At 69.0% G+C, this 15,538-nt stretch carries 12 protein-coding genes and 1 tRNA gene; 5 read left to right on the top strand and 8 right to left on the bottom strand.

Annotation, left to right across the window (positions count from 1 at the left end):
- Nucleotides 1-84: 84 nt before the first annotated feature.
- The 7 genes from rho to ASC66_RS01975 all read right to left on the bottom strand — a co-directional run bounded on the left by rho (nt 85) and on the right by ASC66_RS01975 (nt 10,272).
- Entirely contained in the window at nt 85-2,277 is a 2,193-nt protein-coding gene (gene rho / locus ASC66_RS01945; protein ID WP_055833954.1) for a transcription termination factor Rho, read from the bottom strand.
- Nucleotides 2,278-2,760: 483 nt separating this feature from the next.
- Nucleotides 2,761-3,729: a homoserine kinase gene (gene thrB, locus ASC66_RS01950; protein ID WP_055836139.1), complete on the bottom strand. Its 969-nt coding sequence runs from the start codon at nt 3,727-3,729 to the stop codon at nt 2,761-2,763.
- Nucleotides 3,730-3,740: 11 nt separating this feature from the next.
- Nucleotides 3,741-4,838, bottom strand: a complete 1,098-nt coding sequence (gene thrC / locus ASC66_RS01955) for a threonine synthase (protein ID WP_055833957.1) — start codon at nt 4,836-4,838, stop codon at nt 3,741-3,743.
- A complete protein-coding gene (locus ASC66_RS01960) occupies nt 4,835-6,151 on the bottom strand; it encodes a homoserine dehydrogenase (protein WP_055833960.1) in 1,317 nt (438 codons plus the stop codon). The genes thrC and ASC66_RS01960 overlap by 4 nt, the downstream gene beginning before the upstream one ends.
- On the bottom strand, nt 6,148-7,581 hold the full coding sequence (lysA, locus tag ASC66_RS01965) for a diaminopimelate decarboxylase (RefSeq protein WP_055836142.1): 1,434 nt from the start codon (nt 7,579-7,581) through the stop codon (nt 6,148-6,150). Before lysA ends, ASC66_RS01960 begins: the two co-directional genes overlap by 4 nt.
- A 158-nt stretch (nt 7,582-7,739) precedes the next feature.
- Nucleotides 7,740-8,552 (bottom strand): LmeA family phospholipid-binding protein, encoded by an 813-nt coding sequence (locus ASC66_RS01970; protein ID WP_162243461.1) that lies wholly within the window; start codon nt 8,550-8,552, stop codon nt 7,740-7,742.
- 22 nt (nt 8,553-8,574) lie between these two features.
- Nucleotides 8,575-10,272, bottom strand: a complete 1,698-nt coding sequence (locus ASC66_RS01975; protein ID WP_055833965.1) for an arginine--tRNA ligase — start codon at nt 10,270-10,272, stop codon at nt 8,575-8,577.
- A 45-nt stretch (nt 10,273-10,317) separates the two neighbouring features.
- Here ASC66_RS01975 and ASC66_RS01980 point away from each other — a divergent pair, with 45 nt between their 5' ends.
- Both ASC66_RS01980 and ASC66_RS01985 read left to right on the top strand, forming a co-directional pair.
- On the top strand, nt 10,318-10,956 hold the full coding sequence (locus tag ASC66_RS01980; protein ID WP_055833968.1) for a hypothetical protein: 639 nt from the start codon (nt 10,318-10,320) through the stop codon (nt 10,954-10,956).
- A 66-nt stretch (nt 10,957-11,022) separates the two neighbouring features.
- Nucleotides 11,023-11,095: transfer RNA gene (locus tag ASC66_RS01985), tRNA-Arg, on the top strand.
- A gap of 126 nt (nt 11,096-11,221) precedes the next feature.
- Here the strand turns inward: ASC66_RS01985 and ASC66_RS01990 are convergent.
- Nucleotides 11,222-11,656 (bottom strand): hypothetical protein, encoded by a 435-nt coding sequence (locus ASC66_RS01990; RefSeq protein WP_055833971.1) that lies wholly within the window; start codon nt 11,654-11,656, stop codon nt 11,222-11,224.
- 243 nt (nt 11,657-11,899) lie between these two features.
- On the opposite strand from ASC66_RS01990, the gene ASC66_RS01995 reads away from it, so the two are divergent.
- From ASC66_RS01995 to ASC66_RS02005, 3 genes are all read left to right on the top strand, one after another.
- Nucleotides 11,900-13,312: a glycoside hydrolase family 1 protein gene (locus ASC66_RS01995; RefSeq protein ID WP_055833978.1), complete on the top strand. Its 1,413-nt coding sequence runs from the start codon at nt 11,900-11,902 to the stop codon at nt 13,310-13,312.
- 32 nt (nt 13,313-13,344) lie between these two features.
- Nucleotides 13,345-14,010, top strand: coding sequence for a protein-L-isoaspartate(D-aspartate) O-methyltransferase (locus ASC66_RS02000; protein WP_235496631.1), 666 nt, complete (start codon nt 13,345-13,347; stop codon nt 14,008-14,010).
- 204 nt (nt 14,011-14,214) lie between these two features.
- The gene (locus ASC66_RS02005) at nt 14,215-15,402 is read left to right on the top strand and encodes an ROK family transcriptional regulator (protein ID WP_055833983.1); all 1,188 of its coding nucleotides are present in this window, start codon (nt 14,215-14,217) and stop codon (nt 15,400-15,402) included.
- Nucleotides 15,403-15,538 lie beyond the last annotated feature (136 nt).

A 15,538-nucleotide genomic window follows, 5' to 3' on the forward strand; every position in this document is an offset into this window, starting at 1 on the left:
TCATTCTCTCTCAACGGCAAGAACCCGCCTGTGCCGGCCGTGCACGATCGTGCGCGGCTGGCCCAGACGGGTTCTGACGGAGAGCTAGCGGTGGTCGTTCTCGTGGCTGTTGCCACCGGCCGGCATCGTCTTCTGCACCTGCATGAGGAACTCGACGTTGGACTGGGTCTCCTTGAGGCGACCGAGCACGGCCTCGAGGGCCGCCTGCTGGTCGAGACCGGCGAGGGCGCGACGCAGCTTCCAGGTGATCTTGACCTCGTCGGCGCTCATCAGCATCTCCTCGCGGCGGGTGCCGGAGGCGTTGACGTCGACGGCCGGGAAGATGCGCTTGTCGGCGAGCTGACGCGAGAGGCGCAGCTCCATGTTGCCGGTGCCCTTGAACTCCTCGAAGATGACCTCGTCCATCTTGGAGCCGGTCTCGATGAGCGCGGTCGCCAGGATGGTGAGCGAGCCACCGTTCTCGATGTTGCGGGCGGCACCGAAGAAGCGCTTGGGCGGGTACAGCGCCGAGGCGTCGACACCACCGGAGAGGATACGACCGGATGCCGGGGCAGCCAGGTTGTAGGCACGGCCGAGGCGCGTGATCGAGTCGAGCAGCACGACGACGTCGTGGCCGAGCTCAACGAGGCGCTTGGCACGCTCGATGGCGAGCTCGGCGACCGTGGTGTGGTCCTCTGCCGGGCGGTCGAAGGTGGAGGCGATGACCTCACCCTTGACGGTGCGCTGCATGTCGGTGACCTCTTCTGGGCGCTCGTCGACCAGAACGACCATGAGGTGGACCTCGGGGTTGTTGATGGCGATGGCGCTGGCGATCTGCTGCAGCACGATCGTCTTGCCGGCCTTCGGCGGCGCGACGATCAGGCCGCGCTGGCCCTTGCCGATCGGGGCGACGAGGTCGATGATGCGCTGTGTCAGCTTGCCGGACTCGGTCTCGAGGCGCAGACGCTCCTGCGGGTAGAGCGGGGTGAGCTTCTGGAACTCGACGCGGGCCGCGGCCTCGTCGACGCTCTGGCCGTTGATCGAGTCGACCTTGACGATCGCGTTGTACTTCTGGCGGCCGTTGGCGTCGCCCTCGCGCGGCTGGCGGATGGAGCCGACGACGGCGTCACCCTTGCGGAGGTTGTACTTCTTGACCTGGCCGAGCGAGACGTAGACGTCGCTCGGTCCCGGCAGGTAGCCGCTGGTGCGCACGAAGGCGTAGTTGTCGAGCACGTCGAGGATGCCGGCGACTGGTACGAGCACGTCGTCGTCGCTGAGCTCCGGCTCGAAGTCCTCGTCGCTGGCTCCGCCACGACGCTTGCGGTCGCGGTAACGGCTACGGCCGCCGCGCTCACCGTCGAGCATCTCGCGCTGCTCACGAGCGCTGTCACGCTCGCCGCGGTTCTGAGCCTGCTGGGCGCCCTGGCCCTCCTGCTGCTGGCCGCGCTGGTTGCGCTGGTTGCCCTGACGCTCCGTGTTCTGACGCTCGGTGTTCTGACGCTCGGCCTGCTGACGGTCAGCCTGCTGACGGTCGGCCTGCTGGCGGTCGTCGGACTGCTCTGCCGTGTTCTGCTGCTTGTTGCGGTTGCGGTTGCGGCCGCGGCCCTGGCGGGGCTCCTCGGCTGCCGGCGCCGCGGCGTCCGACTCGGCAGGCTCGGCTGCGACGGCGGCGTCGCCGGCCGCCTCTGCGGCGGGCGCTGCCTCAGCGGTTGCCGTCGCATCCGTTGCGCGGCCGTTCTTACGACGGTTGCGGCCGCCGCGCTCGTTCTGTCCGGCGGGCTTCTCGCCCGCTGCCTCGCCGGTCTCGGCTGAGACGGCTTCCGCAGCCTGCTCGGGCTGCTCGACCGGCTGGGTCTGCTGGGCCCGCTCGACCTTCTGGGCCTTGTTGGCTGCGACGGCGTCGAGGGCCGGCACGAGGCTGTCGAGCCCGGTTCCGCCTTCGATGTTGATGTGGCCGGCTGCGGCGGTGGAGGTGCTCGCACGACGTGGTCCGCGCTTGGCGCGGGCCGGCTGCACTGCCGGAACCTCGTCAGCGACCGGAGCGGCGGCGGCCGGAGCCTCGGCGACGACCGGGGCAGCGACCGGAGCGGCTGCGACCGGAGCGGCCGGAGCCTCGGCAGGAGCGGACGCCGCTGATGCCTGGGACTCGGTGATCGCGTCGACAAGCTCGCCCTTGCGGAGCTTGCCTGCTCCGCTGATGCCGAGCTCGTTCGCCAGAGCCTGGAGCTCGGCGACGCGCAGGGCGTTCAGTGCGGTGCGGGTGTGGGCGCCGGTAGCGCCGGGTGTGACATCAGTCATGGGGTTGTGGTCCTTCCGCCTGTGCACAACATGGGTGTGCCAGGGAGCTGATCGTTCGAGCTTCTGAAAGCGAGTATCAAGAGAGATGACGCGCAGAGCAGTGGGCGCGAGCGGAAGCAATAGTTGCTAGAAATACACCGGGTTCTGGTTCGCTGGTGAGCGTCGTTTACCGGGTGCGTTGTCAGCCTAGCACCCCGAACAGGGCGTTCCCGCACAACGCACCTCGCGCCACTCGCCGGCGTGTCGCGAAGCGACACGAAAGGCGGCAGCCCATTTCCAAGGAAGCCCACGAATCAGATACCGATGCTCGCCGCCATCTGCCAGACGCGCTTGAGCCTGACACCCTTGCGCCTCACACCAGTAGCTGCGAGAACTGACCGGTGGAGACGAGACGAGCGGATGCCGGCAGCGTGAGGCTGCGGCATCCGCTCGAATCTGCAACACGTGCAGTGTGACGAAAGGATCGGTGCTGGCTGATGTCAGCTAGCTGACGCTCAGCACCGTTCCCTTGACGTCGACGGCGAGCATGAGCGCCTGCCACGGGGTCTCCGCGTGCTGCGCGACGAGCTCGGCCGCGATCAGGCGCTGGCTGGGGTCGCTCGCCAGCACCAGAATCGATGGACCAGCACCGGAGACGACGGCCGGAAGGCCCGCCTCACGCAGCAGCGAGATGAGACTGTTCGTCTCGGGCATCGCGGCCGCACGGTAGTTTTGGTGCAGTTTGTCTTCCGTGGCCGCGAGCAGCAGCTCCGGGCTCTGGATGAGGGCAGCGATCAGCAGCGCCGAGCGCGAGACGTTGAACACGGCGTCCTCGTGCGGCACCGACTCCGGCTGCAGGCTGCGGGCCAGCGCCGTCGACATCTCGGCCTCCGGCACGAAGACGACGGGAGAGACGCCGCGGTGCACCATCAGCTTCTTGTGCTGCGGGCCATCCGGCGTCACCCATGCGATTGTCAGCCCACCGAAGAGCGCGGGCGCGACGTTGTCCGGGTGCCCCTCGAGCTCGGTGGCCAGCACCAGTGCGTCGGCGTCGCTCATGTCGGCGATGCCGGAGAGCAGGCCGCGCGCGGCGATGACGCCGGCCGAGATGGCCGCGCCGGAGGATCCGAGGCCACGGCCGTGCGGAATCGTGTTGTGCGCCTCGAGGTGCAGCCCCGGCAGGGCGTAGCCGTAGTGCGCCAAGGCGTGCGCGATGGCCCGGACGACGAGGTGCGATTCATCGGTGGGCACCTCGCCGGCGCCGACTCCGCGGACATCGACGGAGACGCCGGGTGCCGCGGTTGCGGTCACGACGAGGTCGTCGTACTGGGCCAGCGCCAGGCCGAGGGTGTCGAAGCCGGGGCCGAGGTTCGCGGTGGTGGCCGGAACCTTGACCTCGACACGGCGGCCGTCGATGAGTGCGCCGAGTTCGGTCAGCGGAGTGCTCCGCTGCGCGTTCCCGGCGCCAGGCATGTCGCCGCTGGTCATGCCTTGGCCAGGCCGAGCACGCCGGCGATCTCTGCGGTGTCGACCGGCACGATCGTGGGCTGGACGGCAGAGCCGTCTGCGGTCTGCAGGGCCCACTGCGGGTCCTTCAGGCCGTGGCCGGTGACCGTGAGCACGACGGTGGCGCCGGCGGGGATCTTGCCGGCATCCGCCTGCTCGAGCAGACCGGCGACGCTGATGGCGGAGGCGGGCTCAACGAAGATGCCCACCTCGCCGGCGAGGATGCGGTATGCCTCGAGGATGCGGGCGTCGTCAATGGCGCCGAAGTAGCCGTTGCTGACCTCGCGCGCGTTCAGGGCGAGCTCCCACGATGCGGGGTTGCCGATGCGGATGGCGCTGGCGATCGTCTCGGGGTTCTTGACGACGTGGCCGAGCACGAGCGGCGCGGAGCCGGCGGCCTGGAAGCCGAACATGCGGGGCAGCTTGGTGGTCGCGCCGCGCTCGAGCTCTTCGCTGTAGCCGCGGAAGTACGCGGTGTAGTTGCCGGCGTTGCCGACGGGAACGATGTGGAAGTCCGGGGCATCCCCGAGCACCTCAACGACCTCGAATGCCGCCGTCTTCTGGCCCTCGATGCGGTCGGGGTTGACCGAGTTCACCAGGTGCACCGGGTAGTTGGCCGCGAGGTCGCGGGCGATGTCGAGGCAGTCATCGAAGTTGCCCTGCACCTGCAACAGCTGCGCGTTGTGCACGACGGCCTGGCTGAGCTTGCCCATGGCGATCTTGCCCTCAGGCACCAGCACCGCTGCGGTGATGCCCGCGTGGGTGGCGTAGGCGGCGGCGGATGCCGAGGTGTTGCCGGTGGACGCGCAGATGACGGCCTTGGCTCCGGCCTCGACGGCCTTCGAGATGGCCATGGTCATGCCGCGGTCCTTGAACGAACCGGTCGGGTTCATTCCCTCGAACTTGACCCACACCTTGGCTCCGGTGCGGGCGGAGAGCGCCGCGGCCGGGATGAGCGGGGTTCCACCCTCACCCAGGGTGATGACGGGGGTGGCGTCCGTCACATTCAGGCGGTCCGCGTATTCACGCAGCACGCCGCGCCATTGCCGTGAAGTGGGGCTGGGCTGGGCGTTCATGGGCGCTGGGCTCCTTCAACTCTGATGACGGATGCGACGGATGTCACAACACTGTTTGACGACAGGGCGTCGACCGTTGCGGCGAGGGCCGCTTCGGGGGCTTTGTGGGTTCCGATCACAAGGGTAGCCGTGCCGGAGTCGCCGCGGACCGACTGCTCGACGAGCTCGACCGAGACACCGTGCTCGGCGAAGACGCCGGCGATCGTTGCGAGAACACCGGGCTCATCGGCGACCTCGAGGCTCACGGAGTAGCGGGTGCTCACGCTGCCGATGTCGAGGATCGGCAGTTCGGAGTGGGTGGACTCACCGAGGCCAGGACCGCCCGCGACGTGGCGGCGGCCGAGCGAGACGAGGTCGCCGAGCACCGCGGATGCCGTCTCGACTCCCCCGGCGCCCGCTCCGTAGAACATCAGGCTGCCGGCGGACTCCGCCTCGACGAAGACGGCGTTGTTGGCACCGCGCACGGCGGCCAGCGGGTGTTCGCGCGGAACCATGGCCGGGTGCACGCGGGCCGAGACGCCCTCCGCGCCGGTGACCGGGTCGGTGACCCGCTCGCAGACGGCGAGGAGCTTGACGACGTAGCCGGCCTTCTGGGCGGAGGCGATCTGTTCGGCAGAGACCTCTGTGATGCCCTCGCGGTAGACCGATTCGATCGGAACCGTGGTGTGGAAGGCGAGGCCGGCGAGGATCGCGGCCTTCTGCGCCGCGTCGAAGCCGCCGATGTCTGCGGTCGGGTCGGCCTCGGCGTAGCCCAGCTCCGTCGCCGTGGCGAGGGCATCCTCGAGCGTCGCTCCGGTCGAGTCCATCTGGTCGAGGATGAAGTTCGTCGTTCCGTTGACGATGCCGAGGATGCGGCGCACGGTGTCGCCGGCGAGGCTGTCGCGCAGCGGTCGGATGATCGGGATCGCGCCGCCGACGGCCGCCTCGTAGTTGAGCTGGGCGCCGACCTGCTCGGCCAGCGCGAACAGCTCGGGTCCGTGTGTCGCGAGCAACGCCTTGTTGGCGGTGACGACGTCGGCTCCCGAGCTGAGCGCCTGCAGGATCAGGGTGCGGGCCGGCTCGATGCCGCCCATCAGCTCGATCACGACGTCGGCGCCGAGGATCAGGGACTCGGCATCCGTGGTGAAGAGCTCCTTCGGGAGGTCGACGGTGCGCGTCGCGTTGACGTCTCGCACGGCGATGCCGACGAGTTCGAGCTTGGCGCCGACGCGCAGGGCGAGCTCCTCCTGCTCCTCGAGCAGCAGGCGGGCGACCTGGGCGCCGACGGAGCCGCCGCCCAGCAGGGCGACGCGCAGGGAACGGTAGGCGATCATCGGATGCGCTCCTCGGTGGTTGTTGAAGTGGGCGCGACACCGGTGTCGCGGGCCAGAAGGTCGGTCTCGGTCTCGCCTCGGACGATCACGCGGGCGACGCCGCCCCGCACGGCAACGACGGGCGGGCGACCGAGATAGTTGTAGTTGCTCGCGAGCGAGAAGCAGTAGGCGCCGGTCGCGGCGACGGCGAGCAGATCGCCTGGGGTCACGTCGCCGGGCAGGTAGTCGGCGTCGACGACGATGTCGCCGGACTCGCAGTGCTTGCCGGCCACCCGCACGAGGCGCGGCTGTGCCGCAGGCGCCCGATTGGCCACCCGCACCGTGTAGTCGGCATCGTAGAGCGCAGGGCGGGCGTTGTCGCTCATGCCGCCGTCGACACTCACGTAGAGCCGGGTGACGTCGTCATCGGCGTTCGACGCGGCGTCCGGAACCGTCACCTGCTTGGTCGTGCCGACCTCGTACAGCGTGATGCCGCCAGGGCCGACGATGGAGCGGCCGGGCTCGATCGCGATGTGCGGCAGCGGGATCTGCAGCCGCGCACACTCGGCGGCGACGGCCGCGGCCATGCCGGCGGCGAGCTCCTCGAGCGGGGTCGGGGTGTCTGCAGCGGTGTAGGCGATGCCGAAGCCGCCGCCGAGGTTGAGCTCGGGAACGGGGCCGTCGGCCAGCAGCTCGGCGTGCAGGGAGAGCAGTCGGGCCGCCGACTCGGCGAAACCGGCCGCGTCGAAGATCTGCGAGCCGATGTGGCAATGGAGACCGCGGAAGTCGAGGCTGTCGTGCGCGCGGATGGCGGCGACGAGCTCCGCTGCATCGGAGAGCGTGATGCCGAACTTCTGGTCCTCGTGGGAGGTCGCCAGGAACTCGTGGGTGTGCGCGTGCACGCCGCTGTTGACGCGCAGGCGCACGGCCTGGGTACGGCCGAGTCGCGTGGCGGCCGCCGCGACGCGCTCGATCTCGATCGCGCTGTCGATCACGATGGTGCCGAGCCCGAGGCCGACGGCGCGTTCGATTTCGGCGAGCGACTTGTTGTTGCCGTGGAAACCGAGCTGGGCGGCATCCGCGCCACCGGCCAGGGCGACGGCGAGTTCGCCGCCGCTGCAGACGTCGATGCGGAGGCCGGCGCCCAGAACCCAGCCGACGACGGCGGTGCTGAGGAACGCCTTGCCTGCGTAGTAGACGGAGACGGTGGTTCCGACGGCGGCGAACGCGGCCTCGAATGTTACGCGCAGGTGCTCCGCGCGGGCTCGGACGTCGTCTTCGTCGAAGACGTAGAGCGGGGTGCCGAACTGGGCGGCCAGCTCGGTTGCGCTGACGCCGGCGACGCTGATCTCACCGCTCGCGGTGCGCTCGGAGTTCTGCGGCCAGATGGCTGGATCGAGTGCGTTGGCGTCGACCGGAACGGTCAGCCAATCGGGGGCAAGGGCGAATATGGCCACGGTGAAGACCTCACGAAGAGAACGAGTGGGAGTCACACTGCGCGGCGAGCGAACCCGGATTGGTCCCTGAAGCCAGCAAACAGACAACGCCGCCGACGGTGGGGCGAGGTACCGCAAATACTAGCGAGAACAGCGTGGCCCCAGCGAATCGGTTACGGCGTGCAACTCCCGAGGGTCCTCAGCGTGTTCTCGTCGATCACGAGATCGGCCGCGGCGAGGCGCACCGTTGCGCTGTCGGGGGCGACGTCGATATCGGCGACCTCGACGCCCTCCGGCAGGTACTGCGCCGTGCAGATGCTCACCGGCTCAGAGCCGACGATCATCTCGACGAGATTGCTGAGGTCGAGGTTGCCCCCGCCCGCCGTGACATCGGCGCCCGTCGGGGTGACGAGCACGTGGTCGCCGGCCGCCTCGAGCTCGCCGGTGACCCGGTAGCCGACGGTGAAGCCGAAGAAGGTCGCGGATGCCGCGTAACTCAGTTCGCCATCGCCGAGCTGCACGGCCGAATTCGGCGCCGTGCGCTCGATCAGCTGGTTGAGCGCGTCCTCGCTGAGGGTCGCCGTGCCGCTCAGCGCGGTGACGGGCTGAGTGCCGTCGACGGGGAAGCCGGTGGCGTGCAGGGTGACATCGGCCGGGATGCCGTCGAGGACGGAATCGGGGGCCTCGATCGTGATGTCATCGAAGCTGCCGCCGAGATACTGCGCGATCACGCTGGTGCCGCCGATCGTGACGGTCGGGGTGGCCGTGACGTTCTCGGGGAGCTGGCCGACGATCTCCTCTGCGACGCGCTGTTCTGCGATGCCGCGGACGATCGCGTCGACGACGAAGAAGAGCCCGACGAGCGCGGCGATGCCGACGACGACGCTCAACACGATCACGAGCGGTCGGCGGCTGCGCGTCGCGCCACCGGTGCCCGCCTCGGCCGGCGTCAGCATGTCGTGACCCGCATTGTTTCCCCCAGACATCGTGCCTCCCCCAGACATCGTGTTACATCCGTTCCGGTGCGCTGACCCCGAGCAGGCCCAGGCCGTTCTTGATGACCTGGCCGGTGGCATCGTTCAGCCAGAGCCGGGTGCGGTGCACATCGCCGACCGGCTCCTCGCCGAGCGGGATGACGCGGCAGTTGTCGTACCAGCGGTGGTAGAGGCCGGCCAGCTCTTCGATGTAGCGGGCGACCCGGTGCGGCTCGCGCAGATCGGCGGCCTGCCGCACGATCCGGGGGAACTCCTGCAGCCCGCCGAGCAGCGCCGATTCGGTCTCGTGGTCGAGCAGTTCGGGGACGAAGGCGCTGCGGTCGACGCCGGAGCCCTTCGCGTTGCGGGCGACGGAGCAGGTGCGGGCGTGGGCGTACTGCACGTAGAAGACCGGGTTGTCGTTGGTGCGGCGCTGCAGGATCTCCGGGTCGATCGTGAGCGGGGAGTCTGCCGGGTAGCGCCCGAGCGTGTACCGCAGCGCGTCGGTGCCGAGCCAGGCCTGCAGGTCGTCGAGCTCGATGATGTTGCCCGCACGCTTGGAGAGCTTGGCTCCGTTGATGCTGACGAGCTGCCCGATCAGCACCTCAACGTCCTTCTCGGGGTCGTCTCCCGCGGCACCGGCGAGGGCCTTCAAGCGGTGCACGTAGCCGTGGTGGTCGGCGCCGAGCAGGTAGATCTTGTGTTGGAAGCCGCGGTCGCCCTTGTTGAGGTAGTAGGCGGCATCCGCGGCGAAGTAGGTGTAGATGCCGTTGCCACGACGGATGACGCGGTCCTTGTCATCGCCGAAGTCGGTCGTGCGCACCCACACGGCGTCGTCCTCGTCGTAGACGTGGCCCTGGGCGCGCAGCCGCTCGACGGCGGTGTCGATGTCGGAGACGCCGTCGGCGTCGGCCGTGTGCAGGGTGCGCTCGCTGGTCCAGACATCGAACTGCACGTTGAAGCGGTCGAGCGAGGCCTTGATCTCGGCCAGCTGCAGCTCGTAGGCGATCTCGGTGGCCGTATGCAGCGCGATGGCATCATCGAGTTCGAGCAGCTTGGGCTCGCGGGCGAGCACCTGCTCGGCCAGCGTGGCGATATACGCGCCGGGGTAGCCGCCCTCAGGTGTCGGCTCGCCCTTGGCCGCGGCGAGAACGGATGCGCCGAAGTTCTGCATCTGGTTGCCGGCGTCGTTGATGTAGTACTCGTTGGCGACCGTGGCGCCCGCAGCGCGCAGCACGCGGCCGATCGAGTCGCCGAGCGCCGCCCAGCGGGTGTGACCGATGTGCAGCGGACCGGTCGGGTTCGCCGAGACGAACTCGAGGTTGATGGTGCTGCCGACGAGGGCATCGCTCCGGCCGTAGTCCGCTCCGGCCTCGACGATGCGCTGGGCGAGCACTCCGGCGGCGGCCGCGTCGATGCGGAAGTTGATGAAGCCGGGGCCGGCGACATCGGCGCTGGCGATGCCGTCGATTCCGGCGGCGGCCGCGGCGATCTCTGTGGCGAGCTCGCGCGGGTTCACGCCGAGCGGCTTGGCGAGCTTCATGGCGATGTTGGACGCCCAGTCGCCGTGCTCGCGGTTCTTCGGGCGCTCGAGCACGACATCGGCCGCGCTGAGCGCCGGGGCGGCATCCGCTGTATTCTCGCCGCTGTTCTCGCTGCCGCGCTCGCGTCGGGCGTCGACGATGGTCTGAACGATGCCGACGAGGGACTGGGAGAGTTCTGCGGGAGTCACGAGGCTCAATCTTAGTCGCGCCCTCTGATTGCTAAAGTCGCCTACATGCCTCTTGTCTCCACTGCCGCTGGCCGCGCCCGCTCGCGCTCTGTTCTCACCGTCGGATCCCTCGCGCTCCTGGCCGTCATCGGCTTCTCCGGCTGCGCTGCCGAGGCGAGCCCGAGCCCGGATCCGAGCGCATCGGCCACCGCAGAGCCGACGGATGCCCCGAGCACGGAGCCGACGGCCCAGCCGACCGAGACGGCCGTGCCCGGCACACCGATCACGCTCAGCTGCGACGAGCTGCTCACGCCGCAGGACATCTACGACTTCAACCCGAATGTCAGCACCGACCCCGGCTTCGTGCCCGCGGAGGGGTCGCTCGCCGCCGCAGCGGTTGCCGACAGCGGCATCGCCTGCGGCTACCTGCACCAGACCAGCGGCGAGCTGATGAACTTCGCCCTCTCGCAGCCGAGCCCGGAGCAGCTCACGCTGGCGCTGAACGCCGCGGCCACGGCGAGCCAGCCCGTTCCGACCTACGGCGCTCCCCCCGCCGTGACCGGATTCTTCCGAGTCGTCGGTGGCGCGGGCGAGGTGCAGGTGTTCACTCCGACGTACTGGCTGACCGCGAGTTCCACCATGTTCTTCGAGCCGGGCGACGCTGACACGCTGGTGCGCGCGGCGCTCTCCCACCTGCCGCAGTAGCCCGTCGGGCCGGGCGGCCGGCCGTGGTCTCGCCGGCCCGCCCGAATGGGGTAATCTCGTTCAAGCGCCTCCGTAGCTCAGGGGATAGAGCGCCGGTTTCCGGTACCGAAGGTCGGGGGTTCGAATCCCTCCGGGGGCACAAGCACGAAGCGGTTCACGACAGTGGGCCGCTTTCGTCGTTAACGCACCCACTCGCCAGCGAGTGTGCAGGATCCGGCGGATCTGAACATTCTCTGGCGAGCGGATGAGGCGTTGCGGGCTTCGTCTAGAAGACGAACATCTGGCCGAGCACGAGAATCAGGATGATGAACACCGCGATGATGGCGCCCGCGATCGCAAGGCCCCTGGAGCTGAGCTTGGCGATGCCGAAGCCGACGAGGAACGGCAGCGAGACGATGAGCAACACCATCAGCCACCAGAACAGCGAGTAGCCGAACTGCGAGGCCTCCTCGAGCCGCCCGCCGAAGAGCTTCTGCGAGGTCGGGTGCGTTGCGAAGGCCCACGCCGCCGACAGCGGGAACGCAATCAGGACCGCGACGATCAGGCCCGCGAACGCACCCCAGAGTCCCTGCTTGCTCCGCATGCTCTCGGTGTCGGCGAGGGTCTCCTCGTGGTGACTGGCGTTGCTACGGCTGGCGGTGCTGCGGCCGCTGTTGTTGTGGCTGGTGTTGTGGTTTCGGTTGGATTTGCTGCTGGACATCGGATTCCTTGCAGTAGAGGCCCCGTGGAGCTGTGCTCTCCGCGGACGCGAACGGGCGAAACGGTGATGAGCGGCGGGCCGCCATAATTCGAAACTCTAGCGGCGCATGGCGCCCGAGGGCCACGGACAGCGCGAGGTCGCACAAAAACAAATGTGGGTCAATTGACCCAGACGCTTGACTTAGTTCCCCCTTTCGACCAGCCTCGGAGCATCACCCCAGACAGCGCCGTCGAGAGGCCATCAATGAACCAGCCGCCCACCCTGCCCGTGCTGCCGACCGGCTTCCTCTGGGGCGTGTCGACCGCCGCGTATCAGATTGAGGGCGCCGCGGCCGAGGACGGCCGTGGGCCGAGCTCCTGGGACGCATTCTGCGCCGAGCCCGGTCGTGTGTTGAACGGCGACAGCGGCGAGGTGGCCTGCGACCACTACCACCGCTACCCGGAGGACATCGCTCTGATGGCCGGGCTGGGCGTCGACGCCTACCGCTTCTCCTTCTCGTGGAGCCGCATCCAGCCAGCCGGATCGGGCGCCATCAACCCGCTCGGGCTCGACTTCTACGACCGCCTCGTCGACGGGCTGCTCGACGCCGGCATCACGCCGTCGCCGACGCTGTTCCACTGGGACACCCCGTTGCCGCTGGAGCAGGCGGGGGGCTGGCTGAACCGCGAGACGGCGCTGCGCTTCGGCGAGTACGCCGGCATCGTCGGTGAGCACTTCGCCGACCGGATTCCGCGCTGGATCACGATCAACGAACCGGTCGTGCTCACCATGCTCGGCTACGGCGCCGGCATCCAGGCCCCCGGCCTCCAGCTCGGTTTCGAGGCCCTGCCCGCGGCGCACAACCTGCTGCTCGGCCACGGCCTGGCCGTGCGGGCGCTCCGCGCCGCCGGCGCGTCCAACATCGGCGTCGCCAACAACCACGCCCCGAGCTGGCCCGCCAGCGAGTCCGCAGCCGACCAGGAGGCGGCCGGGCTTTACGACAACATCGCCAACTGGATCTTCGCCGACCCGATCCTCACCGGCCGCTACCCCGAGGCACTGGCTGGCCTGCTCCCGGATGCGCCGGCCGAGGTTCTGGAGCACGACCTCGCCATCATCTCCAGCCCGATCGACTGGTACGGCATCAACTACTACAACCCGACGATGGTCGCAGCGCCCGGCTACAGCGCACGCCAGGGCGAGAGCGACGGTCCGGCACTCATCGACGGCCACGAGCTGGACGCGAGCCTGCCGTTCGAACTCGTCGACATCGACGGCTACCCGCGCACCGACTTCGACTGGCCCGTCGTGCCCGATGCATTCACCGAACTGCTCCTCTCGTTCCGGGAGCGCTACGGTGACGCCCTGCCGCCGGTCTACATCACCGAGAATGGCGCGGCCATCAACGATGGGCCCGATGGCGAAGGCCGCGTGGACGACCAGCGCCGCATCGATTACACCGACGCGCACCTGCGTGCCATCGCCGATGCGATCGAGGAAGGCGTCGATGTGCGCGGCTACTTCCACTGGTCGCTCATGGACAACTTCGAGTGGGCAGTGGGCAACTCGCAGCGTTTCGGCCTCGTGCACACCGACTTCGACACGCAGAAGCGCACACCCAAGGACTCCTACCACTGGTACCGCCGGGTGATCGAGGCCAACCGCGAGCGGGCGTAGCGCCCCCGCCCGAGCGGTGCTGTACTGGAAGGGTGACCGAGTTCGCGTCACGACGGGCGGAGATGCTCGAGTGGCAGCTGGCCCGCCGCGGCATCCGTGACAGATCGGTGCTCGAGGCCATGGCCTCCGTGCCCCGGGAGGAATTCGTGCGGCCGCGCGACATCGACGACGCCTACGGCGACCATCCGCTGCCGATCGGCGACGGGCAGACGATCTCGCAGCCGTACATCGTCGCTCTGATGGCCGCGGCCGCTCACATTCGGCCGCGCAGCCGGGTGCTCGAGGTGGGAACGGGTTCCGGCTATGCCGCCGCCGTGCTGTCCGTGATGGCGGCGGAGGTGTGGAGCGTCGAACGGATGCCGGAACTGGCCGCGACGGCAGCCGAGCGTCTCGCGCGCCTCGGCTACGCGAACGCCCACGTGCTCTGCAGCGACGGGAGCATCGGACTGGCGGCCGAGGCCCCGTTCGACGCGATCATCGTCTCGGCCGCCGGGCCGACGTTGCCGGCCGCGCTCCGCGAACAGCTCGCCGACGGCGGTCGCCTCGTGATGCCCATCGAGGAGCGTCGCGGCTGGCAGGAACTCGTCTCGGCGACCAGGCACGGCGACGACTGGCACCGCGAGAGCTTCGGCGCTGTGCGCTTCGTGCCGCTGATCGGCGAGCAGGGCTGGGCGCCGCGACCCGCTCCGAAGCGCTGACGCCGGCATGAACTGATCCCCTGACGTGCCCCCTGACGTGCCGCGTAGCCCACGCGCGCGCCGGCCACACAAAAATATTTCGCCACACTCTTTCTATTAAGAAACTTTCTTGTTACATTTTTCCTACGGCATGGGAAACAGCGCCCGCGTGCAAGACTCGCAAGCGGAATCACCAATCCGGCAGACCAGCTCAGAGGAGAGATCGTGGCAAGCAAGAACGCCCAGGGCACCCCCGGCTGGCTCGGCGCAATCAACGACCGCACCGCGCTGACCCTGCTTCTCGACCATGGTGCACTCACCCGCAACCGTATCGGCGAGCTCTCCGGCCTCTCCAAGCCCACCGCCGCGCAAATCGTCTCCCGCCTCGAAGAGGCTGGCCTCATCTACGAGGCCACCCAGGTCTCGGGCGGGCGCGGGCCGAACGCCGCGGCCTATGCCGTGTACACCGATCGGGCCATCGGCGTCGCGGTCGACATCACACCGACGGCCATCAATGCGACCGTCGCCGACGTCAGTGGCGCCGAACATCCCATCATCTCCATGCCCGTGCCACGCGGCGGCGAGCGCAGCGCGCTCGGCGACATCCGCTCAGCTATCGATGCCGCCTGTGGCGCGGCCGGCAGGAATCCGGACACCGTGCGCCGTGTGCTCATCGGTGTGCAGGGCTCGATCGATCCTCGCACCGACGAACTGAGCTTCGCCGAACACCTTCCTGGATGGCCGCGGCGTGGGCTGCGTGCGCACCTTGAAGACGGCCTCCAGCGAGCAGTCACCATTGACAATGACGCCAACCTCGCCGCCATCGCGGAGCGCACTCGCGGCGCAGGCGTCGATGCCGCCGGATTCGCCCTGGTCTGGATCGGAGCCGGCCTCGCCGTGTCAATCGACCAGAATGGCAGCCTGCTGCGCGGTGCGGCCGGCGGAGCCGGAGAGATCGGCTACCTGCCCATCCCGCTTACCGCGGCCAGAATGGATCCGGCCGCCCAGAACTTGCAGGACCTGATGGGCGGCCCGGCCGTCTCTCGTTTCTTGCGAACAAGTGGCGTGCAAGGGCGCACGCTCGACGACCGGCTCCACCGATTCGCGGCGGCGACGCCCGAGGTGCGATCAGCCGTGCTCACCGAGCTCGCCCACCGTTTCGCCCACGGCGTGCTTCCGGTGCTCGCCGTACTCGACCCCGGCACCGTCGTGCTCGGGGGGCCGATCGGCGCGGCTGGCGGCAGCCAGCTCGCCGAACTCGTGCGAACCCACATCCGCAGAACCACCCGTTGGTCTCCGGATGTCGTCGCCACGACCGTCGGGGCACATCCAGTGCTCCGCGGTGCACACGACGCCCTCGTCGCAGATGTGCGCACATCACTGCTCGACGACATCATCACCCCCTCCGCGTAGCTCACACCTTCGCCCGCCCCCGCGGGTGCATTCCAGCCGACCGCCGCACCGATTGACGATGAGTGCGGCACAGGTCTACTCGGCGTGCGCTCGAACGACCCCATTTTCGCGTTGCCTGCGGCGCTCCCCTCGCCGT

It is taken from the genome of Leifsonia sp. Root4 (genome assembly GCF_001425085.1).
Classification (GTDB): Bacteria; Actinomycetota; Actinomycetes; order Actinomycetales; family Microbacteriaceae; genus Microterricola.